This window comes from Rufibacter ruber, from assembly GCF_001647275.1.
Taxonomy (GTDB): domain Bacteria; phylum Bacteroidota; class Bacteroidia; order Cytophagales; family Hymenobacteraceae; genus Nibribacter; species Nibribacter ruber_C.
The window spans coordinates 1-22,626 of sequence record NZ_LRMM01000006.1 but is presented as its reverse complement, the minus strand read 5'-3'; the positions used below and the strand labels follow the sequence as shown (position 1 = coordinate 22,626).

Sequence of the window (22,626 nt, the reverse complement as noted above, 5' to 3'; positions counted from 1 at the left end):
CAGCACCGCCAAGGGAACAGCAAACCAGGCCTTTCTATCTCCCAACATTAAAAAAGGAGCGCCTGCCGCATAAACGGCAGCGCTACACCCAAAATTATTTCTTCTGCTGCTTCGCCCAGCCCTCCATTTTCTTCTCCAGTAGCTGCAACGGCATATTCCCGTCCTTCAGCACTTCATCATGAAAAGCCGCCAGGTTAAACTGCTGGCCCAGATCCTTCTGGTACTTCTCCCGAAGTTCCTTGATCTTCAGCTGGCCCACCTTATAAGACAGCGCTTGCCCGGGAATAGCCATGTAGCGTTCAATCTCAGCAACGGCGCCGTCCTCTGTGATGGCCTCGTTGGCCATCATGTAGGCAATGGCCTCTTCGCGGGTCATGCCTTTGGTGTGCATGCCCACGTCTACCACCAACCGGATGGCGCGGTGCATCTCATCGCCCAGGGCGCCCATGTACTGGTACGGATCAGTGTAGAGCCCCAGCTGCTTGCCAAGGGACTCAGTGTAGAGCGCCCAGCCTTCGCCGTAGGCGCCGTACCAGCTGAACCTTCTGAACTTGGGCAACTGCTCGTTTTCCTGCTGCAGGGAGATCTGGTAGTGGTGCCCGGGAATGGCCTCATGCAGGAACAGCGACTCCATGCCCGAGGTGATGTTGAACTGGGTGGCGTCTAAGATGGGCACGTAGAAAATGCCGGGGCGGGAGCCGTCGGGGGAGCCCTGGTTGTATTCGGCAGAGGCCGAGGCGGCCCGGAAGGCTTCGGTTTGCCGAATTTCAAACGGGGTCTTGGGTGTTTTCCCAAACATCCTGTCCAAGTTGGGCTCTATCTTCGCCTGAATGGCCCGGAAAGCGTTGAGTACCTCCTCCGGCGTTTTGTAAGGCGTGAACCTGGGGTTGGAGCGCAGGTGTGTGAAGAACTGGTCCATGGTGCCTTTGAACCCTACCTGCTCCTTTACCTTCTGCATTTCGCCCTGAATGCGTTTCACCTCGCGCTGACCGGTTTCATAGATGTCGCCCGGGCTTTTGTCAGTGGTGGTCCAGTATTTCACGTAGTAGTTGTACAGGTCTTTGCCGCCGGGAATTTCACTGATGCCGGTGCTGGTGCGGGCTTTGGGCAGGTATTCGTTCTGGAGAAACACCGCCAGCTTCTGGTACGTGGGCACCAGCACGGTACTGATGGCCTGCTGGTATTCCTGCGTCAGGCGGGTACGGTCAGCGGCGGGAACCTCAGCGGGGAAATTCAGGATGGGGCCGTAGAACAGGCTTTTGGTAGGGTCAGTGACGACCATGCTCTTCAACTGTGGCACCATTTTCAGCACCAGTGTTTTAGGGAGTACCACGCCTTCGGCCATGCCTTGGCGGAAGTTGGCAATGGCGCTGTCTGCCCACACGCTGAAGCCTTTCACGCGGCCCAGCCAGTTCTCGTAGTCCTTGGTAGTCTTGAACGGCTGGTTGCCGGTGCCCGCGCCCAACTGGCCCATGCTCAGCGGCAGCCCCCAGAACTGCTGGAACGGGATAAACCAGGTCTTGTGCTTGAGAACGTCCAGCCGGGTTTGCATCTCATACTGGAAGATGTCATAGCTGATCTGGTCATTGGGGTTGAGGTCTTGCCGCTCAAACTGCTGCAACTTGTTTAGGTACGTCTGGTAGTACTGCTGTAGGCTGTCTCTGAATGATTTGGTGTTGTCATTGGGCAGCAGGTGGTTGTAGCGGTTGTCGCCCTGGGCGGTGGCCTCCAGCGGGAAATAGCGCGCGTTTTCGTCCCAGTATTTCTCAAAAAGCGTGGCCAGCTGTTGGTTATCTGGCGCCTGGGCGTTGGCCTGGCCCGTCTCTGATTTCTTCTGGCAGGACCACAGGAGGGTGCCCGCTACCAGCGCCATTAGCAATAGTTTCTTCATAGTTTTTCTTTGCAAGGTTTGGTGACTCAAGATACCTAAAAATAGAGCACCCACAGCTTCTCTCCAACGCGAGGCGCAAAACAGAGGTTGACCGGGTAAGTACTGAATTTTACCCTTTTACCCAGAGATGTCAGACGAAGCGGGGGTATCAAAAAGGCCTTGAGAGAATCTCTGTAACCTGTTTTCGGTCTGTTTTCAGAAAAACAGCCCGAAAACACATTTCTGATGTACTGACGGCGCCTTCTGGGAAAATGGTTCTTTCAGCAAGGACCTGCGTGTTCAACTTAAAAACAGGAGAAATACGGACCAACTTCTTCGGGAGCCGGGCGTACACCATTGTCCTGTTCAGGCTATCAGGAGCCAGGTGTGGAGCCGTTGGCAGAGGGGAAAGGCTCCTGCCTGTATGGGATTCTCAGAAACGAAGAATGGAGGGTAGCGCAATGAATTACAAATTGAACCCGGATTACAATACCATTGACTGGAAGAAGATGGATGACATTTTTGCCAAGGTGGGGTGGTCTGTGCGTCAGCCTGAAGACATCAGGGCTTCGTTTGAAAAGAGCTCCTACTCGGTATTTATCTATGACGAGGCAGGTGAAGTGGTGGCTTTCGGGCGGACGGTAGACGACGGAAAATACTACGCCCAACTGGCCGATATTGTGGTGGACCCGGATTACCAGGGCGAAGGCGTGGGCAGTTTTATTGTGGAGACGCTGGTAGACCAGCTCCAGGGCTACCATTTCATCACCCTCACCGCCGCCCCCGGCAAATCAGATTTCTACGAAGCCATCGGCTGGAAGAAACAGACCTCGGCCTACATCTGGCCCCTCACTGACAAGCAGAAACGCCAGCACACGGAAGAGAATTAAGAATTAGGAATTAAGAATTATAAAGCGACTTTGCTAGATGAAGATAAAGTCGTTTTAAGGTTTACCAGAAGAAAGTCTAATCACACATTAAGGTAATCTAGTGACGGTACTCCCCAATCGTCCCCCTTTGAAGGGGGTAGGGGGATGATTACTCGTGCAGATGTAAGCATTTCCGAGAATCATCTCTTTCATTTCTCATTGCTAAAGCTGCTGGTACTTCTTCCGCTTTTGTCATCCCCCTACCCCCTTCAAAGGGGGACGGAAGGCGTTAAAAACTCACAACCTAATATTGGTTTAGAAGGGGGAATCAGCTCTTGGCAAACGGTAAACCTAAAAAAACATTGTCTAGAAATACTCCCTGTTTTGGGGCTGTTTTCGAGAAGACAGCAAAACAGGAAATGATTTTCTCCAGACAACAGCGGCGTGCGGGGCTTGTAGGGGGGCTGTTGATAATTTCCGCCAAAAGAAGAACCAACCTGCAACGGGTTTTCCCTATCTTCATGCTTCCAATGGGCCCGCGCTCATTCCTAATTCTAAATTCCCAATTCCTAATTATTACAATGCAGGCTTACCTAGACTTGATGCGCCATATTCTGGACAACGGCGTGAAGAAAGAAGACCGTACCGGCACCGGTACCATCAGTGTGTTTGGCTACCAGATGCGGTTTAATTTGCAGGAAGGCTTCCCGCTGGTGACCACCAAGAAGGTACACCTCAAGTCTATCATCTATGAGCTGCTGTGGTTTTTGCGCGGCGAAACCAATGTGAGGTGGCTGCAGGAGCGGGGCGTGACCATTTGGGACGAATGGGCCGATGCCGACGGAAACCTGGGGCCGGTGTACGGCTCGCAGTGGCGCTCCTGGCCCACGCCCGACGGCGGACACATTGACCAGATTCAGCAGGTGATCAACCAAATCAAGAACAACCCAGATTCGCGCCGGTTGATTGTGAGCGCCTGGAACGTGGCCGAGGTGAACAACATGAAGCTTCCGCCGTGCCATGCGTTCTTCCAGTTCTACGTAGCCGAGGGCAAACTCTCCTGCCAGCTCTACCAACGAAGCGCAGATGTTTTCTTAGGCGTGCCGTTCAACATTGCCTCTTACGCGCTGCTCACTATGATGGTGGCCCAAGTCTGCGGGTTAGAATATGGCGAGTTCATCTGGACCGGCGGTGATACCCACCTCTACACGAACCACCTGGAGCAAACCCAGCTGCAACTGAGCCGTGAACCGCGCCCGCTGCCCAAGATGAAACTGAACCCGGAGGTGAAGGATATTTTTGGGTTTGAGTTTGAGGATTTTACGCTGGAGGAGTATACCTCGTGGCCGGGAATTAAGGCGCCGGTGGCGGTGTAAAAAAAATGTTATTAAGGATTTATTTAAAAATCCTATAGATAATTCATGTATAAAAAATCTACTAATGAAAATTAAAGGAAAAAATTTATTGTCTCAGTTTGATGAACAATTTATTTTATTAAATAACCTTAGAGTTAGCACTGAACAATTAATAAGGGTTTTATTGAATAAAAGAAATATTAATCCTCATCAAATCATATCAAGAGTTAAGGATAGAAAAAGTTTAGAACATAAAATTATAAACAAAAATTATAAATATGATTCAATTGAAGAAATAACAGATATAGTAGGTATTAGAATAATAACTTACTTAGAAGATGAGATTGATTTAGTTGCTAGCATCATTAAAGACGAATTTGATATTGATATTGAGAATTCAGTTGATAAAAGATTGTTAGATGCAGATAGGTTTGGTTATAGAAGTTTACATTTTGTAGCCTTTTATAATAATAGTCGATTAAAATTATCAGAGTATTCAAATTTTAAAAAAATAAAATTTGAAATACAAATAAGAAGCATACTTCAACACTCTTGGGCAGAAATAGAACATGATATCGGCTATAAAGGAGAATTTGAAATTCCGGATTCTGCAAAGCGAACATTTTTTAGAGTTGCAGCTTTATTAGAGCAGGCTGATATAGAGTTTGTAAAATTAAAAAATGAAATTGCAGAATATGAGTCTACTGTAGGAGAAAAAATTAAAAGTGTGCCATCCACAGTAGAAATAAATAAAGCATCGGTTATATCTTACTTAACAAATAGTAAAATTGTAACTGAAGTAGAAGATCGAATTATAAATGCTCGAAAAGATTTAGAATTAGACCCTATAGAAGAGCTTGATTACATTTTAGATGACATTCTAATAAAATTAAATGATAAAGGATTAAATACTATTTCTGATATTGAAAAATTATATATAGATAATAAAGATAAATTTATAGAGGAACAAATTGAAAGATTTAAAAATAATTATGACCTTATTGGTTTCATACAAGGTGCAACGCTATTATGGCTACTTAAATCTTAATTGATTATTTTGAAAACCAAATTCAACATAATTTAAAAATCATAATTATTGCAGTCATAAATTTTAATCTAAAAATTATTGTCCTGGCCCAATTTGCCTGCACCTCTTTGTGGTTTGCAGGCAATGCGGTGCTGCCTAACCTCATCCCGCAGTTTCACTTAGAAGCCAGCTCCGTGAGCCACCTCACCTCAGCGGTGCAGTTGGGCTTTATCTTGGGTACGCTAGTCTTTGCGGTGTTCACCATTTCAGACCGGTTCTCGCCGTCTAAGGTGTTTCTGGTGTGCGCGGTGGCGGGGGCAGTCTGTAACGCTAGCATACTGGCCGCCGATGGGCTTTCTACGCTGGTGCTGTCCCGGTTTCTGACGGGCTTTTGTTTAGCGGGTATTTACCCGGTGGGCATGAAGATAGCGGCAGATTACCACCGGCAGGGGCTGGGGAAGGCGCTGGGGTTTCTGGTGGGGGCGCTGGTGGTGGGCACGGCGTTTCCGCATTTGCTCAAAAGCCTTACCGAGGGGCTGCCGTGGCGGTACGTGATCTGGGCTACTTCGGGGTTGGCGGTGGCGGGAGGCGTGGCGTTGTTCTTGTTGGTGCCAGACGGACCTTACAGAGCCAAAAGCAGTCAGCCAGATTTTACCGCCTTTTTCCAGATTTTCCGGCAGAAAGACTTTAGAGCCGCCGCCTTTGGGTACTTCGGGCACATGTGGGAACTGTACACGTTCTGGGCGTTTGTGCCGGTCATGCTGGCTATGTACGCCGAGGCCAATCCGGAGCTTAGGCTGAACAATCCGCTGTGGTCTTTTAGCATTATTGCCGTGGGGGCGGTGGCCTGCGTGGCAGGAGGGTACCTGTCCCGGAGCATGGGGAGCGCCCGTACTGCTTTTTCGGCCTTGGCCGTTTCATTTGTCTGTTGCCTGCTGTCGCCGTGGCTATTTGCATTGCCGTTGGGGCTGTTTCTGGGGCTGCTATTGGTGTGGGGGTTTGCCGCGCCCATGGATTCGCCGCAGTTCTCTACGCTGGTGGCGCAGAATGCCCCGGCGCAGGCCAAAGGAACTGCGCTCACCATTGTCAACTCCCTCGGCTTTGCGCTTACTATTGTCAGCATTCAGTTTCTGCGGTTCATTCAAAGCTCTATTGATTCCCGCTATTGGTTTCTGTTCCTGGCCCTCGGTCCGCTGCTGGGGCTGCTGGCCATGCGCCGGCTGGTGCAGAAGAAAGCGTAGGGCAGGGTAAGCAACGAAAAAGAATGAAATCTCTCTTCCTCTTTGGCATCCTGAATGAATCTTAGGGAACAGGCGGCAAACGGCAGCAGCTACTGCCATTCCTTTTATTTTGCCGACTGTTCCCTCAAGTTGTATCATTTAATTTTCTATGTTTTTCTGCTCTGTTTTCGGCCTGTTTTCAGAAAAACAGCTCCAAAACAGAACCCCACGTATGAGGAAAATATCGGTTTTAAGGGTTGCGCCGTAGACATGGGTGACTTGAGAATCATTACCAGAACCTAACGCACTCTCTGTGGAATCACTTAAACTCTTCGCGCTTCTCATTGCCCTGTCGGCGGTGCTGGCGTTTATCAATATCCGTTTCGTGAAACTGCCCGGCACAATTGGCGTCATGGTGTTGGCCCTGCTGCTGTCATTGGGCATTCTACTGGCGGGGAGCTTTGCCGCCCCGTTGGTGGAATTTCTCCGCAATGCCCTGGTGGCCATAGATTTCTCTGATTTCCTGCTGGATTTTATGCTGGGGTTCCTGCTGTTTGCCGGGGCGCTGCACACAGATGTGAAGAAACTGCGCACGTCTACGCGGCCCATTCTGGCCTTCGCCACGTTTGGCACGCTGCTGTCAACGTTTCTGGTGGGCTACCTGCTGTACTGGCTGCTGCCGTTTCTGTACCAGCCGGTAGAATTGATCCATTGCCTCCTGTTTGGCGCTCTCATTTCGCCCACCGACCCTATTGCTGTTTTGTCTATCCTGAAGAAAACCGGTGTCTCAGAATCGGTGGAGACCAATATCACCGGTGAGTCCCTGTTCAATGACGGCGTGGGTGTAGTGATCTTCCTGACACTGTTTAACATTGCCCGGGAGGGCACCGGTGACATTGAGGCCGGGGAGATTGGGCTGTTGCTGCTGGAGGAAGTGGCGGGCGGCATTTTCCTGGGCGTGGCGCTGGGCTACGTGGCGTTTCTCATGATGCGCTCCATTGACCATTACCAAACCGAAGTGCTTATTACGCTGGCCCTGGTGGTGGGCGGTATGGTGCTGGCGCCCATGTTCCACTTTTCGGCCCCGCTGGCCATGGTGGCGGCCGGTTTATTCATTGGCAACCGCGGCCCCGAGTACGCCATGTCAAAAGTCACCACAGATTACGTGCACAAGTTCTGGGAAATGGTAGATGAGATCATGAACGCTATTTTGTTCGTGCTCATCGGGCTGGAGCTGATTATCATTCCCATTCACCACGCGTTCATTTACGTGGGGCTGGTGGCTATCTTCCTCATTCTGCTGGCGCGCATGGTGTCACTGTTTGTGCCCGCGCTGCTGTTCCGGTTTAAGAGCCGGTTCCCAGACCGTACGCTGGCCATCATGACCTGGGGCGGCCTGCGGGGCGGCATTTCCATTGCCCTGGCACTTTCCCTCACTGAGGCAATGGAACGCAACCTGCTGGTGGCGGTGACCTACATTGTGGTGCTGTTCTCCATCATAGTGCAGGGGCTCACGCTGGGCGGGCTGGTGAAACGCCTGAACCGGAAACAGCCGCTGGAAACCATGGATGTGTAAAGCAGCCGGTGATTTACAGGATTCCTGTTTTTGAGCTACTTTTCTGAAAACAGACCCAAAATAGAACGCATGAATGAACTCCTGCACACCCAGTACCAACTGGTGCAGAGCTCCCGCCAGGTGCTGTTCCAGTACTGCCAGCAGCTTTCGCCCGCAGAATTGGTGGGCTCGGTGGCCGGTTTCGGGCGGGGCAGCATATGCAACCTGCTGGTACACAACGCCAGAACCTACGCCTATTGGCTGGGAAAAATTGGCTTAGGGAAAGCCGAAGATATACCCGCGGAGGAGGCGTTCAGCACGTTGCCAGAAATAGAGCATTACTACCGCCACATAGATGAACTGGTGCTTGCATTCCTGGCATGCTACCGGGAGAAGTGGCAGGAGCAGAAGCCGTTCCCGCTGTACGGAAATGAAGTGATGGTAACGCCGCTCCAATTGTTCACCCACGTCATCACCCATGAATTTCACCACAAAGGGCAAGTCCTGAGCATGGGCCGGCAGTGGGGGTATGTGCCCGTTGACACAGATGTGATCCGGGTATAACTTTTATCATTTTCACAGCCCTGCTCATGAATTGTTAAAAATATTTAGGCTTTTCACCCCTAATCCTTTAAAATTAGGCTTTCTTTTCCTGAATCTTAAAGAATGCCGCTTCCTTACCACCGAATCATTGTCAAGATTGGCTCCAACGTGCTCACCCAGGAGAACGGCATGCCTGACCTTGCCCGCATGCAGCACCTGGTGCACCAGATTGCCTCCCTGAAACAACAGGGCAAAGAAGTCATTGTGGTGTCCTCGGGGGCGGTGGCCTCCGGCCGAAGCCTGATCTCCGTCTCAGAAAAAGCAGATGCCGTAAGCAGCCGCCAGCTGTTGGCTTCTATTGGGCAGGTCAAGCTGATTAACACGTACTCTGAGCTGTTCCAGCAGCACCAGTTGCTCTGCGCGCAGGTGCTGGTGACCAAAGAAGACTTCCGGGACCGTGGCCACTACCTCAACATGCAGAACTGCTTTAGGGTGCTGCTCCAGAACAACGTAATTCCCATTGTGAACGAGAACGACGTGATCTCGGTCACTGAACTCATGTTCACTGACAATGACGAGCTGGCCGGGCTCATTGCCTCCATGTTAAACGCTGATGCGCTCCTGATTCTCAGCAACGTGAACGGCATTTACAACGGCGACCCCAAAGACCCGGCTTCTGAGGTGATCAGAGAGATTGACGCCAGCACCACCGGCTTCTCCAGCTTTGTCACCACGCAGCGGTCGCAGTTTGGGCGTGGCGGCATGATCACCAAGTGCCACATGGCGCAGAAGGTGGCGCAGCTGGGCATTGCGGTGCACATAGCCAACGGCAAAACCGAAAACGTGCTGCTGGACCTGCTGGAAGAGAATGTGTTGAACACGCGCTTCCGGCCCGACAAAACCGCCTCTGGCAAGAAAAAATGGATTGCCCATTCCGGCACCTATGCCAAAGGTGTGGTGCAGGTGAACGCCGGCGCAAAAGCCGCCTTGAGTTCAACGGGGAAAGCCGTGAGTCTCCTACCGGTGGGCATTCTCCAAATCTCCGGTGATTTCAAAAAAGGCGACATACTGAAGCTGGTAGACGAGCAGGAGAAACCCCTGGGCGTTGGCATTGCCGAATACGGCTCAGATAAAGCGCAGGAGCGGCTGGGCCAGAAAAACCAGAAGCCCCTGGTGCACTATGATTACCTGTTCCTGAACCCTGAGCTGAATTAAATTTTCCGTTTTTGGCCTGTTTTGGCGAAAATAGATCAAAAACGGACTTCCAGAGGAAACTTAAAATTTAAATAGCACAGTGCTCACCTTCTTTTGTCCTCCTGAAAGGATCTTGTGGGCGAACGGTAGTAGCATTTGCCTTTCTAGTTTGCCACCAAGATTCTTTTAGAATGACAATACTATATTAAAGAGTTCAAGAATGTAACCCCATGCCGTACCAAGATATCTTTACCCAAACCCAAGCCGCCAGCCGAACATTCACCTCGCTCAGCGCAGAACAAATCAACTCCGTCCTGCGGGACGTGGCCGCAGCCGCCCTGGAGAACACGCCGTTCCTGCTGCAGGAAAATCAGAAAGACCTGGACCGCATGTCTCCGGCAGACCCCAAGTATGACCGTCTCAAACTAACCGAGGCGCGCCTGCAGGACATTGCCAAAGACATAGAGAATGTGACCACTCTTCCTTCGCCCTTGGGCGAAGTGATTTTTCAGAAAGAACTACCTAACGGTTTAAATATTAGCAAAATACGGGTGCCGCTAGGCGTGGTGGGCGTGATTTACGAAGCCCGACCCAACGTGACGTTTGACGTATTTTCGCTCTGTTTCAAAACCGGCAACGCCTGCATATTGAAAGGCGGCAGTGATGCCGAATTTTCCAACAATGCCATCATCAAAGTCATTCATGCGGTGCTGGAAAAACACGGCATTACTCCACACGTAGCCACGCTGTTGCCCGTGGAGCGCGAAGCCACGCAAAGCCTGCTGGAAGCGGTGGGGTATGTAGACGTCTTGATTCCGCGCGGCAGCCAAGGCCTGATAGATTTTGTACGGCAAAATGCTAAAGTTCCCGTTATTGAAACTGGGGCGGGCATTGTGCACACCTTCTTTGATGAAACCGCTGATCTGGAGAAAGGCACCGCCATCTTATTCAATGCCAAGACCCGCCGCGTGAGCGTCTGCAACGCCCTGGACTGCCTGTTGCTGCACCAGAAAAGATTGACAGACCTTCCGGCACTGGTGGCCCCAATGGCTCAGGCCGGCGTAGAGCTTTTTGCCGATGCCGCCGCCTACCAAGCCCTACGCGCACATTATCCTGCCCACCTGCTGCATCCGGCGCAGGAAGAGCACTTCGGCACAGAGTTCCTCTCTTTGAAACTGGCGGTGAAAACGGTGGGGGATTTGCCAGAGGCCTTGGATCATATTGCCCGCTACAGCTCCAAACACAGCGAGGCAATCCTAAGTGAAGACGCTGCCAACATAGAGGTATTCTTAAACGCCGTAGACGCCGCCGCCGTGTATGCCAACACCTCCACCGGGTTCACAGACGGGGCCCAGTTCGGCCTGGGGGCCGAAATAGGAATCAGTACCCAAAAGTTGCACGCCCGCGGCCCCATGGGGCTGGAGGAGCTCACCAGCTACAAATGGATAGTGCGCGGCAACGGGCAGGTAAGAGGGTGATTTTCTGTTTCCGGGCTGTTTTTGGTAAAATAGCCCGGAAACAGAAGCAATATAATCATCCCCTTTCTTCCTGGAACATAAGAGCTTGCTTACATTTGTCCTGGGTGCTGTAAAAGGGCGTCAACAGAAGTGACCTTTGCAGCGGCACTCCCTGGAATGCTGCTTGGCCCATCACATAACAATAGAAGAACCTTTTGTTTCGAAATTAAAAAAGGCAAACCATAGCCTGAAAAAGCTCAAAATTCAATTCCATCCCCGCCTCATGAAGTCTCTTTCCTCCTCTCTAATTGTTGTTCTCATTACCCTGCTGCTGGTGAGCGCCTGCCGCACCTCCCAGACAGTTTCTATTCCCAAGGGAGTACCGGTCGTGACCCGGAGTCAGTGGGGGGCTGCCACGCCCGTGCTGGAGATGAAGCAGCACGTACCCAACCGGATTACCATTCACCACACCGCCACCAACCAGAATGCCAGCCGTACGCTTGAGCAAAAACTGAAGGCGCTGCAGAAATTCTCCATGGAACGCAGCCCTCTCTCTGACGGGCGCATCAAGGAGCCATGGGCAGATATTCCGTACCACTTCTATATTTCAGTAGACGGGCGCATTGGCGAAGGGCGGGCGCTTCAGTACGTAGGCGACTCCAACACCCCGTATGACCCCACCGGCCACGCTCTTATTGTGCTGGAGGGCAATTTTAACAAAGAACAGGTCACAGAAGCCCAATACCAAAGCCTGCTGCTGCTCACCAAAGCCATAGCCAAACGTTGGAAAATACCGGCCGCCACCATTTCCGGGCATAAAGACAATGCCACTACCGCCTGCCCGGGAGAAGCTCTCTACAACCTGTTGCCCAAACTCAGAGAAGACGTGGCCAGTATAGAAAAATAAGAAGGGAAAGCCTGACTTAAACCGTTGCCGAACGCACAAACACTTCATATGAAAGCACTTATCTTAGTTGATATACAGAATGACTTTATTCCGGGCGGAGCGCTGGCCGTACCCGGCGGAGAGGAAATTATTGCGCTGGCCAACCAGCTGCAACCGAAGTTTGATCTGGTGGTAGCCACCCAGGACTGGCACCCCGCCCACCATAAAAGCTTTGCCTCCCAGCATGAAGGCAAGCAGGTCTTTGAAACCACCCAGCTGCAGGGGCTGGAGCAGGTGCTGTGGCCAGACCACTGTATTCAGGGAACCCCGGGGGCAGAGTTTTCCCCGGCTTTAGACATGACCAAAGTAGAAGCTATTTTCAGAAAAGGGACAAACCCTGAGATTGATTCGTACAGTGGTTTCTATGACAACGGGCACCTGAAATCTACAGCGCTTGCCCAGTACTTAACGGGAAAAGGCGTAACTTCTGTGTTTCTGGCTGGTCTGGCCGCCGACTATTGTGTGTATTTCACGGCGTTAGATGCGCTGCAGGAGGGCTTTACCACTTCCATTATTGAAGATGCCACCCGGGCCATTTCAGCAGACGGTTTTGCCCAGGCCCGGGAAGAGATTCTACAAAGGGGCGGGCATGTGATTTCCGGTAGCAGTATCTTATAACCTGAAGCTGGTTAGTGTCCTTGGTTTGCTGCATTGATGAAGTTTTGGCGGGTGCAGGCGTCTAAGGGGAGCCACGTTTTGGGCCTACTTTCCTAAAAACAGCCCAGAAACAGAAGCCTACTACCGTAAAATCCTAACAAAGCCGCTTGCGCCAGATATAAATGCCCTCCACAATTTTGCCTGACCGGGTTCTGATTTATCAGGAATAGCGGCAAGAGAGAAGTAGCGCTGAGGCGTTGCTGTTAGCTTACAGGCAGCACCAGGTGGGCAAGGAAGGGGCGATGGCGGCAATGCCAGTGCAGGCAAATTCAGGTATTCTTAAAACCTTCACTAATATAAAGCCCTTGCCGCCGCTTAATGAGGGGGAGCGTCAGGCTTGACAGCGGGCATGGTTCTTTTGATGAGTTATAGAACTCCTCTTACCCTTGGAAAGCAACTCCCTGTAAATGTGTTACAAAAGTTTTATTCAACGTGTGCAACCGCAGATACGCACCTGGCTCAGGTTCTATTTTCTCAATTTTTATTGTACCTTTAGACTAAGCAGCCCTCTGCCCGACAGACAACAACATTTTCCCATGAGATTTTTCCCCATTCTCGTCCTACTCTTCTTTTTAGCAGGGCAGGCTGTGGCCCAGCAGTCAGTGGTTGACAGTTTGCAGACCTTGGTGCAGAAAACCCCCTCAGATTCCTTAAAAGTAGTGTTACTGAACAAAATCAGTGAACAGTACACCAAGTTTGACCCTGAAAAAGCAGTTGCAACGGGCCAGCAGGCTGAAAAGCTGGCGACCAGGCTCCACTTCCTTTCTGGCCAAGCCGCTGCCCTTAATTACCAGGGGGTGGGGTACATGAACCTGTCTGAGTACGGGAAAGCCATGCGGTGCCACCAGCGGGCGTTACAAATTCGCCGCGAGCTGAAAGATTCACTGGGCATGGTGAGTTCTCTGGTGAACCTGGGGAATGTGAATTTCAGGAACAATGATTTTGACAAATCAATGGTTCGCTACCAGGAGGGACTGGTGATTGCTGAAAAGATTGGGGACAAACTGGGCATGAGCCGCCTTTATAACAACATGGGCAGCATCTATGAAGACCGGGGAGACAATGAAGGGGCGCTGGCCCACTTCCTGAAAGCCGCCAAAATGAAAGAGGAACTGGGAGACCGCCGGGGGCTTTCAGTGAGCCTTTACCATTTGGGAGTGGTCAATGCCAATTTAGGAAACATAGACAAGGCCTTCTCGTACCTGCACCAAGCCCTGAAAATTGATGATGAGCTACAGAACACGGCCGCCAAAGTGAGCAACCTGCGCAAGCTCGCGGAGCTTCACCAGCAGCAGAAGGATTACCCCGCCGCCATCAAAGTGGCGAAGCAGAGCCTTGAGCTGGCCAGTAACATGCACTCCACGCTAGATGTAGCCTTGTCGGCTGATTTGTTGCAGGATCTCTACGCGGCGCAGAAACAGTACAAAGACGCTTATGACCATCTGCTGATCAGAACTTTGGCCACTGATACGCTCCACTCAGAAAGAAGGCGCGAAATGGCGGCAGAGGCAGAGGCTGCCTTTGAGAACGAGAAAAAAGAACTGGAAAACCAAAAGCTCAAGCTGGAGCAGACCCGGCAGCAGCAGGAGCTGGCGCACCAGAAACAGGTGAAGTGGCTGGTTCTGCTGGCCCTGGGTGCCTCTCTGGGCTTAGCGGGGGTTTTGTTCTTTAGCAGACGCCGCTCCAAGATTCAGAACAGGGCGCTGAGGGAAATCAATGCCCGGGTTCAGGCGCAGAACTATGAGATTACGCTCCAGAAAGAAGCCATGGCTGAACAGGCCGCTGTCATGAAAAAGCAGCGGGATGAACTGGAGAAGCTGAATACCTTTAAGAACAAGATCTTCTCTATCATCTCCCATGACCTGCGCAGCCCGTTTGCCTCAGTGCAGGCACTTTTCTACCTGGCAGATGCCAATGCCATGAACGACCAGGAATTCAAACGCCTCTTCAAGATGCTGGGCAAAGATTATGAGAACGCCTCTAATTTGCTGGACAACCTGCTGATCTGGGCTAAAAATCAAATAACTGGCGCCTCTGTCCAGTATGAAAAGTTAAACCTGCATTATCTGGCCGGGGAGAATGTTTCGCTGCTGGCGCATAACGCTGAAATGAAGCAGATAGAACTGGTCAATGAAATTCCGGAAGGGCTACAGCTTTCCTCTGACCGGGAACGTCTCAACTTTGTCATCAGAAACCTGGTGATGAATGCCATTAAGTTTACCCAACCGGGAGGGACTGTCTGTCTACAGGCGAAAGAAGCAGACCAGAAGATTGTGCTTCAGGTAAAAGACACCGGTACCGGCATTTCACCCAAGGTAGTAGACAAACTGTTCTCTGAGCAGCGCTTCTCCTCTAAAGGCACCTACAATGAGAAGGGGACCGGGCTGGGGCTCATGCTCTGCAAGGAGCTCCTGGAAGGCATTGGCGGCACCATTTCGGTAGAGAGCCAGGAGGGAAGCGGCAGTACTTTCAGCGTGGCTCTGCCTAAAAAAAGCATGGCACCAGAAGAGCCGCTTTTGGTGGCAGCCACTAATTCCTGATTTCTGTTTTCGCTGTTTTCTGAAAAACAGGCCGAAAACAGAAAACCCGGCACCAGGTTACCCTCTATTAACGGGCATCATTCCTTGTGAGAGGCACCTTCTTCCCTAAGTTTCACAATAAGCGCCATCTTCTTCTCATGGAGTTGAGCCTCCAGCCCCACCTTGTAGATATGCGGGTTCAGAAACCTCCTGTACGTTTCATGCAGCAATGCCACCTGCCGGGCAGCCCGCTCCTGAATTTCCAGCAATGACGGAGAGGTGTAGGTTAATTTCCCTTTCTGGAAGACAGGGACCAGCAGGTCTTCAAAAGTGCAGTCATCCTGAAAGGTTTTGCGTTGGGTAGGGTCATTGGGGTGCACCATGGTAGAGGCGCCTGCACCTGTTGGGGTTCTGAGAAAATCATATCGCCAATGGGGCTGTTGTTCCGGTAGAACCTTCGCACCTGCAGAATTCCGGGCGTAGAGATTTTTACCAGCTGCTCAGAGAGCTTGAGTTTGTATTCCCAGTCTTGATCATCCTTTTTTAAAGCCGCCAGTTTATACACCCCTCCCAGCGCCGGTTGATCATATGCCGTCACCAGCTTGGTGCCAATCCCCCAGGTGTCAATCTTAGCCCCCTGTAGCTTCAGGCTTTGAATCAGGTGCTCATCCAGGTCATTGCTGGCCAGAATGGCCACCTTCTCAAAACCGGCGGCATCCAGCAGCTTCCGGGTTTCAATGCTTAGGTAAGCCAGGTCCCCGGAGTCCAGCCTGATGCCTCTCAACTCTCCGCCCTGCGCGCGCATCTTGCTGGCTACGGCAATGGCTTTCTTCACACCTTCCAGGGTGTTGTAGGTGTCTACCAGAAAAACAGAATCATGGGGGAACACGTCACCGTAGGCAGAGAACGCCTCTGACTCCCGTTCAAAGGACATGACCCAGCTATGGGCGTGGGTTCCTTTTACCGGAATAGCAAACAGCTTGCCCGCCAGCATATTGGAAGTGGCCTTTACGCCGCCTATAAAGGCCGCCCTGGCAGCACTTATTGCCCCGTCTGGCCCCTGAGCCCGCCGCATGCCAAATTCAATCACGGTGTCTCCCTGCGCCGCGTCTACCACCCGGGCGGCTTTGGTGGCCACCAGTGTCTGGAAGTTCAAGATGGTGAGCAGCGGGGTTTCCAGCAGTTGGCATTGCAGAATGGGTCCTTTTATGCGCAGGAGCGGCTCATTGGGGAAAACGGCCGTGCCCTCAGGAATGGCTTCCACGTCACAGGTAAACTGCAGCTCCCGCAGGTGCTGCAGAAACCCCTCTTCAAACAGAACCTGCCCTTGGCTTCCCTTCAACGAGCCCAGGTAGGCCACATCTTCTTCAGTGAACCCGAAATTCTGGAGCAAGTCAATGGCATCTTCCAGGCCAGCACAAAGGGTATAGCCGCCTTTGAACGGGTTCTTCCTGAAATAAAGATGGAAAACCGCCTCCTGGTCTGCCATGCCTTTCTTCCAGTAGCCCTGGGCCATGGTCAGCTGGTACATATCGGTTAACAGCGCGAGGGAGGTTCTGAAGCGTTGGGTAAGGCTCATACAGGTTGTCTTTTCTGTTTTCCCTCCCTTACGAGAAACGCTGGGGAAGGGCCACAAAGGTAGAAAACCTGTGCTCCCCAGAAAAGATGGGCAAAACTACTGGGCCCTGTGAAATCAAAACACCAAAACCCTTTTATTTTCAATTTTAACAACGAATGCAAATAAATAGGGTTAGCTATTTTGTATTTAAAAAATAAAATAATAACTTTTTATTATAATTTCAGTATAAAGAGAAGGCGCAGTTTTTTGGCTGCGGCATTCTTGAAGATGAAGGTGGAACAATTTAATTATAGATGATTATGAAAAAGAACTATTATCCAACGCTGATTTCATTAACCTTCTTCGCCGGAACATTTTTGATAGTGTTTACCTCCAGCGACAGCGATGTAGCTGCCTTCAGGTTCATCACCTATTTGTTCGTGTCTTGCTTCTTAGCGGTTTCTTATATCTACAAAGACGTTTTATTTAAAGCCAAGGAAAAACCTGCTGTCACCAAAATGGAGCATGTTCTGAATGACGCTGAAAAATTCTCCCAGGAATTTGGCGAGGTATATGTTTTAGCAGATAAACTGAAACAACAGCGTAAACAGAAAAAAGGCGCCATTGCTGCCAACAGGCCTGCCTGATCCAGCACATAAGGCTTGAGCAGTTATTGCAACTTCTGATTTCAATATTGCATTCCGGTAAATGCCTCCTCTCACAGGGAGGCATTTTTGTTTCTGAGTGACATCTTCTGCTGCCGTCTTTTTCATAGGCCTGGCCTTGACAATAGTTGTTGCCGTACATTAGTTCTTGTTGAAAGTGTCCTCCCCATTTAAAAAATTCTAATTATTTTTCATCAGTTGTATCTTCATTAAAGGCAATTTGCTTTTCGCCAGTCTTTGGGCTACCCCTACTTCTGACAGTAAATTCCTTCCTGTTTATGGCGCACCCATAAGTTCTAAAAAAGTTGCGTCTTCTGAAATAAATATTTTCCTCTGAAAAGTTATAATTCTAATAATAGAACTATGATCTAGCACAGAAAGCATTAAACATTTCAGGGAACTGTTTTCCAGCGGAAAGAATTATATAGGTATCCTGAGAGTTTAGGACTCCACTGCTTCAGGTACTGGAGACATTGTTTAAACTTAATGATCAGACGTCATGAAAAAGAGTTTTAGATCTTCTTTAGTAGCTATCGGTTTCTTTGTGGGCATTTTTGCCTTGACCTTGATTAGCCAAGACAGTGATATGGCTGTTTTAACTGTACTGACCTACATTGGCATTGCCAGTTTTTCGGCCATTGCTATTTATTCCCCTTTGGTGAATAATGAGGAGCCGGCCAGAGGTGTTTCCAAACTAGACCATCTGTTGCAGAATGCAGAGAAATTCTCTCAGGAATACGGAGAGGTGTATGTCCTGGCAGATAAATTGAAACAACAACGTAAAGCCAAACAAGGCACCGCTGCTGCCCATTAGTATTTGTTCACCATGAAGTAATCAGTTAGATGAAGCCTTTCCCGTTATGCCTACCCTAGAAGCCTCTCCTAATATGAGAGGCTTCTTTTATTATAGACAGATCTGTATTTAAAAAGGGGAAAGGTTTCTGTTTTTGGGCTGTTTTTCAGAAATCAGGCCCAAAACGCATTTCCTTTCCCCTTTTATTAATTCCTTTATTACTTTTAGCAGTACCTTCTCGGGTACCAAATGCAGAAGAAAGTAGCGTAACCGTACCTAAAAAGAAAGAAGATGGACAAGGTCAACCTGGCAGAGAAATTGAGCCTGTTCTCAGACCACTGGAACCCCAGAATAGTGGGGGAACTGAATGGGCAACACATAAAGCTGGCTAAATTTAAAGGGCCTTTTGTCTGGCACCACCATGAACACGAAGATGAGTTGTTTCTGGTGGTGCAGGGAACGTTGAAAATAGAGTTCAGAGACAAAACCCTTGAGCTGCAGGAGGGCGAATTTCTGATAGTGCCCAAAGGGGTGGAACATAGGCCGGTGGCCGAGGAAGAGGTAAGTGTGCTGCTCTTTGAACCTGCCTCTACGCTGAACACAGGCAATGAGCAAAACAGGCTCACCAGGCCTTCCCTGGAAAGCATTTGACACAGACGGGCTAGGGTGTTTCTGGCCTTCTTTTTGAAAAACAGGCAGAAAACAAAACCGCAGGTACGTTCCCGCGCAAATTTTACTTGGCAGTGGGTTTTGGCAATTGGCAGGTTTTAACTAAAATGAGGACCCAAACGCTTTATGAACTGCTAATTCCCTCATGATGTACCCTATGCTCCACCGTAACTTCACCAAGCCGTTTCTTGTAGGTTTGTCAGGTTTGCTCTTTTCCTGCTCTACCCCTTACCAAACCCTTCACCAGAAGGCGGTGCTGGTAGATACCCACAATGACGTCCTGTCGCAAGTAGTCTTTGAGGGGCACTCGGTTGAAACCGACCTCACCGGAAAGGCACACACTGACCTGGCGCGCATGAAGAAGGGCGGGGTAGATGTGCAGGTCTTTGCCGTGTTCTGTGATGAAACCTACGGCCCCGGCCGCGCCTTTCAATATGCCAATGACCAGATAGACACGCTGGAGGCCATAGTGCGGCGCAACCCAGATAAGTTGCAGCTGGTTTCTTCCCCTGCCCAGGCGCGCGCCGCGGTGAAAGCCGGTAAAATTGCCTCGCTTACCGGGGTAGAGGGCGGCCACATGATAGAAGACAACCTGGACAACCTGGACCACCTGTACCGCCGCGGCGTTCGCTACCTCACCCTCACCTGGAACAACAGCACGGCCTGGGCCTCTTCTGCCGCCGATGAAACCAAAGGAACCGGGTACAACGGCAAAAAAGGCCTGAATGACTTTGGCAAGCAGGTAGTGCGCCGCATGAACGACCTGGGCATGCTCGTAGATTTGTCACACGTGGGGGAACAGACGTTCTGGGACGCCCTGAACACTTCCGCCAAACCCGTGCTGGTGTCACACAGCTGCGCCGCAAAATTCAGTCCGCACCCCCGTAATTTGAATGATGCCCAGATACAGGCGGTAGGCAAGAACGGCGGCGTGATCCACATCAATTTCTTCTCTGAGTTTTTAGACAGCGCCTACACCAGAAGAATAAAGGCCTTCATGAGCAAACATGAGGCAGAAATCAAGTCACTGCGGGCGCAGGGAACCACTGGCATGGCGTTGAAAGACCTCCTTTTCAACAAGTACCCAGATGAGTCAAAGCACATCAACCCGCCCATTTCGCTGCTCATTGACCACATTGACCACGTGGTGAAGCTAGCCGGGATAGATCACGTGGGCCTGGGATCTGACTATGACGGCATTGGGGCCGCCCCCGTGGGCTTAGACGATGTAAGCACCTATCCGCTCATCACCAAAGCGCTGCTGGAGCGCGGCTACAAAAAGAAAGACATTGAGAAAATTCTGGGCGGTAACTTCCTGCGGGTCTGGGAAGCCAACCAGCCGCAGCCGGTGGCGAAGAAGTAAAATCTCTGTTTTCGACCTGTTTTCTAAAAAACAGGCCGAAAAACAGAAGTTCAACCAACTGCATTTCCTGCACTATATATGGCGCAAGCGTACCGTTGTGACCAGAGGAGCCTGTAAGAATTGATTGGGCAGGGCAGATGAAGCCGGCTAAAGAAGCCCCGCTAATTTTCTGCTTTGATTAGGTACAAGCCGTCTGCTTCTGTTTTTGGGCTCCTTTTAAAAAAACAGCCCGAAAACAGGACGTGCCTACCCTAGAAATACTTTTTCCAGTTTCGCCAAATGTTCCTCTGCTTGGGGTAAAGCCTGATGCTCTAGTGAAGCTATTGCACGCAATCCGGTTACATTTCCTGCAAACACTAGCTCAGCCTTCAGAAGGTCTTCCATGGGAAACAAGCCTTCCTGCGTCTGCCACTGGTTTTTCAGGGCCCAGGCCAGGAGCGACCGGCGCAGGACCCCGTTGAGGCAGCCGGTTGCAAGGGCGGGCGTAAACAGGGTGTTTTCTTTCACCCAGAAAAGGTTGGAAAAGGTCAGCTCGGACAGATTTCCGTGCGGGTCCAGTAACAACAGATCATCATACCCCTTGTGAGTTTTCTCCCGGCTCGCCAATATATATACGGGCGCGTTGATTCCTTTGAAAGATGAAAACGGGGAGGGAACCGTGCGCACGGTTTGGCATAGGCCCACCTGTAACGCTGAGGCAGCGGACAGGGGAGCCGGTTGGGCAGTGAGCAGCCAGTCAGCGGCATCTGTTGGGGGGGTATAGAGCCCTTCTCCGGAACGCCAGATTTTCAGCTTCACCCGGGCCAGATACCCGCATTGGTTCTCTTGGGCAAGAAAGAGAATCTGCCGGGCCAGGTTTTCCGCAGTGAGGTCTAAAGGCAAAGCAATCTGCAGAACCTGTGCCGCTTCCTGTATCCTTTCCCAATGCGCCGCCCAAAACCGAACCTTTCCCTGAGCCACCATAATGGTTTCAAAGAACCCGTCATTGTACTGAAACGCGCGGTTGCTGAGCGGCAGGCGCAGTTCATTTTCTGGAAGTAATTGGCCGTTGTAGAGCAGGAACACCTTCTTTAATTAGAAATTGAGAATTAGGGATTAAAGGAGCGCGTACAATTTACCGGGCATGGCTTTGATGAAGCCGCTCATCTCCAGCGTGAACAGCACAGATGAAAGCTGCCCCATGGTCAGGGACGTATTGCGGTTCAGGACGTCAATGTGGGTGGGGCCGGCCTGGTGTAAAATGCGCAGCACCTGCTGTTCATCTTCCGGAAAGCCCGTAAGGTCCAGGTTTCTGGCCGCTTTGGGCGCCGCAAAGGGAGCCAGGGCCTTGTCCCAGTTCAGCAGTTCCTCTAAGTCTTTGGGCTTGGTATAAGGAACCGCTTTCAGGCTTTTGATGAGTTGGTTGCAGCCCTGCGAAGTCTCTGAGGTGATAGGTCCCGGCACCGCCATCACTTCGCGGTCATAGCTGTGGGCAATGTCAGCTGAAATCAACGAACCGCCTTTGCTGGTAGATTCCACCACAATGGTGCAGTCGGCCATGCCGGCAATAATACGGTTGCGGGAGGGGAACCTAGGCGCATCTGGTTTCGTGCCGAAGGGAAACTCAGAGAGAATGCCCCCGTTCTGTACCATTCTTTCGGCATCGCGCTGGTGGGCGGTGGGGTAGACGGTCTCCAGGCTGTTGGCCATGACCCCCACGGTGGGCAGGCCCGCGTATAGGGCGGCGCGGTGCGCGAGAATGTCAATGCCGTACGCGAGCCCACTGACCACCAGGGCCTCATGCTGCACCAGGCTTTGCACAATCTGTTCAGTCACCACCCGCCCATACTCTGTGCATTGACGGGTGCCCACAATGCTAATGACTTTCTGCGCATTCAAATCTGCGGTGCCCTTGTAGTAGAGCAGGAGCGGGGCGTCTGGTACGTTCCGGAGGCGTTCAGGGTACGCCGGATTGGTGAAATACAGAAGTTGCACCTGTTCGGCCTCTGCCCGCAGAATGGTGGCCTCGGCTTCGCGCAAAGCTGCTGCTTTTTTTTCCAGGATATTTTTCAGCAGAATTTTCCCAATGCCAGGCACCGCGCTCAACTGCTCAGGCAGGGCAGTGAACACTTCTTCGGCAGAGCCGAAATACTTCACCAAAGTACGCGCCGTCCCGCCACCCACCTGCGGAATGATGGGGAGGGCCACCTGGTAGAGTAAATCCGAAGGATTTGAGTCCTGAATTCTGTGTCTAGAGTCCTGGGTCATGCCATTGGAAAGTTCTGAGTCCTGAGTCTTAGGTCCTAAGTCAGGAAATACGTAAGATTATGAAGAACCAGATGGGGTTGATTAACCGTTTCGGGCCTGTTTTTATGCAAACAGGCCCG

General features: G+C 51.0%; 19 protein-coding genes and 1 pseudogene. 15 read left to right on the top strand and 5 right to left on the bottom strand.

The features are described 5' to 3' along the window. Nucleotides 1-94: 94 nt before the first annotated feature. Complete coding sequence (locus tag A8O25_RS03835; protein WP_066831091.1) at nt 95-1,891, bottom strand: DUF885 domain-containing protein; 1,797 nt, start codon at nt 1,889-1,891, stop codon at nt 95-97. Nucleotides 1,892-2,331: 440 nt separating this feature from the next. On the opposite strand from A8O25_RS03835, the gene A8O25_RS03830 reads away from it, so the two are divergent. The 11 genes and pseudogenes from A8O25_RS03830 to A8O25_RS03775 all read left to right on the top strand — a co-directional run bounded on the left by A8O25_RS03830 (nt 2,332) and on the right by A8O25_RS03775 (nt 15,233). Next, on the top strand, nt 2,332-2,760 hold the full coding sequence (locus tag A8O25_RS03830; RefSeq protein ID WP_066831090.1) for a GNAT family N-acetyltransferase: 429 nt from the start codon (nt 2,332-2,334) through the stop codon (nt 2,758-2,760). Nucleotides 2,761-3,320: 560 nt separating this feature from the next. Further along, nucleotides 3,321-4,115: a thymidylate synthase gene (locus tag A8O25_RS03825; RefSeq protein WP_066831309.1), complete on the top strand. Its 795-nt coding sequence runs from the start codon at nt 3,321-3,323 to the stop codon at nt 4,113-4,115. Nucleotides 4,116-4,179: 64 nt separating this feature from the next. Continuing rightward, nucleotides 4,180-5,142 (top strand): GTP pyrophosphokinase, encoded by a 963-nt coding sequence (locus tag A8O25_RS03820; RefSeq protein WP_066831087.1) that lies wholly within the window; start codon nt 4,180-4,182, stop codon nt 5,140-5,142. Then, on the top strand, nt 5,136-6,362 hold the full coding sequence (locus tag A8O25_RS03815) for an MFS transporter (protein WP_420911788.1): 1,227 nt from the start codon (nt 5,136-5,138) through the stop codon (nt 6,360-6,362). Before A8O25_RS03820 ends, A8O25_RS03815 begins: the two co-directional genes overlap by 7 nt. Before the next feature lie 292 nt (nt 6,363-6,654). After that, on the top strand, nt 6,655-7,917 hold the full coding sequence (locus A8O25_RS03805; RefSeq protein ID WP_066831079.1) for a cation:proton antiporter: 1,263 nt from the start codon (nt 6,655-6,657) through the stop codon (nt 7,915-7,917). Nucleotides 7,918-7,986: 69 nt separating this feature from the next. Then, nucleotides 7,987-8,460 (top strand): DinB family protein, encoded by a 474-nt coding sequence (locus A8O25_RS03800; protein WP_066831307.1) that lies wholly within the window; start codon nt 7,987-7,989, stop codon nt 8,458-8,460. 102 nt (nt 8,461-8,562) lie between these two features. Next, nucleotides 8,563-9,654 carry a glutamate 5-kinase gene (proB, locus tag A8O25_RS03795; protein ID WP_066831078.1) on the top strand — a complete coding sequence of 364 codons (1,092 nt, stop codon included), beginning with the start codon at nt 8,563-8,565 and terminating at the stop codon, nt 9,652-9,654. A gap of 203 nt (nt 9,655-9,857) precedes the next feature. Further along, a pseudogene (locus tag A8O25_RS03790) lies at nt 9,858-11,111 on the top strand (glutamate-5-semialdehyde dehydrogenase); the annotation flags it as partial. Nucleotides 11,112-11,373: 262 nt separating this feature from the next. Then, a complete protein-coding gene (locus A8O25_RS03785; protein WP_220483036.1) occupies nt 11,374-11,997 on the top strand; it encodes a peptidoglycan recognition protein family protein in 624 nt (207 codons plus the stop codon). 48 nt (nt 11,998-12,045) lie between these two features. After that, nucleotides 12,046-12,654 (top strand): bifunctional nicotinamidase/pyrazinamidase, encoded by a 609-nt coding sequence (gene pncA / locus A8O25_RS03780; RefSeq protein ID WP_066831073.1) that lies wholly within the window; start codon nt 12,046-12,048, stop codon nt 12,652-12,654. A gap of 575 nt (nt 12,655-13,229) precedes the next feature. Then, nucleotides 13,230-15,233, top strand: coding sequence for a tetratricopeptide repeat-containing sensor histidine kinase (locus A8O25_RS03775; protein WP_066831071.1), 2,004 nt, complete (start codon nt 13,230-13,232; stop codon nt 15,231-15,233). 77 nt (nt 15,234-15,310) lie between these two features. On the opposite strand, the gene A8O25_RS24190 is transcribed toward A8O25_RS03775, so the two are convergent. After that, nucleotides 15,311-15,595 (bottom strand): hypothetical protein, encoded by a 285-nt coding sequence (locus A8O25_RS24190; RefSeq protein ID WP_338152726.1) that lies wholly within the window; start codon nt 15,593-15,595, stop codon nt 15,311-15,313. After that, on the bottom strand, nt 15,499-16,791 hold the full coding sequence (locus A8O25_RS03770; protein ID WP_338152725.1) for a nicotinate phosphoribosyltransferase: 1,293 nt from the start codon (nt 16,789-16,791) through the stop codon (nt 15,499-15,501). Before A8O25_RS03770 ends, A8O25_RS24190 begins: the two co-directional genes overlap by 97 nt. Before the next feature lie 299 nt (nt 16,792-17,090). Here A8O25_RS03770 and A8O25_RS03765 point away from each other — a divergent pair, with 299 nt between their 5' ends. The 4 genes from A8O25_RS03765 to A8O25_RS03750 all read left to right on the top strand — a co-directional run bounded on the left by A8O25_RS03765 (nt 17,091) and on the right by A8O25_RS03750 (nt 20,260). Continuing rightward, nucleotides 17,091-17,417: a hypothetical protein gene (locus A8O25_RS03765; protein WP_153042571.1), complete on the top strand. Its 327-nt coding sequence runs from the start codon at nt 17,091-17,093 to the stop codon at nt 17,415-17,417. Between the two features lie 517 nt (nt 17,418-17,934). Continuing rightward, nucleotides 17,935-18,249, top strand: coding sequence for a hypothetical protein (locus A8O25_RS03760; RefSeq protein ID WP_066831065.1), 315 nt, complete (start codon nt 17,935-17,937; stop codon nt 18,247-18,249). A gap of 270 nt (nt 18,250-18,519) precedes the next feature. Beyond that, on the top strand, nt 18,520-18,879 hold the full coding sequence (locus A8O25_RS03755; protein ID WP_066831062.1) for a cupin domain-containing protein: 360 nt from the start codon (nt 18,520-18,522) through the stop codon (nt 18,877-18,879). Nucleotides 18,880-19,054: 175 nt separating this feature from the next. Next, nucleotides 19,055-20,260, top strand: a complete 1,206-nt coding sequence (locus tag A8O25_RS03750; RefSeq protein WP_153042583.1) for a dipeptidase — start codon at nt 19,055-19,057, stop codon at nt 20,258-20,260. Nucleotides 20,261-20,506: 246 nt separating this feature from the next. On the opposite strand, the gene A8O25_RS03745 is transcribed toward A8O25_RS03750, so the two are convergent. Together A8O25_RS03745 and dprA are read right to left on the bottom strand one after the other, a co-directional pair. Further along, nucleotides 20,507-21,325, bottom strand: a complete 819-nt coding sequence (locus A8O25_RS03745) for an aminotransferase class IV (RefSeq protein WP_066831056.1) — start codon at nt 21,323-21,325, stop codon at nt 20,507-20,509. A gap of 30 nt (nt 21,326-21,355) precedes the next feature. Beyond that, complete coding sequence (gene dprA / locus A8O25_RS03740; RefSeq protein WP_066831054.1) at nt 21,356-22,507, bottom strand: DNA-processing protein DprA; 1,152 nt, start codon at nt 22,505-22,507, stop codon at nt 21,356-21,358. Between the last annotated feature and the right edge of the window lie 119 nt (nt 22,508-22,626).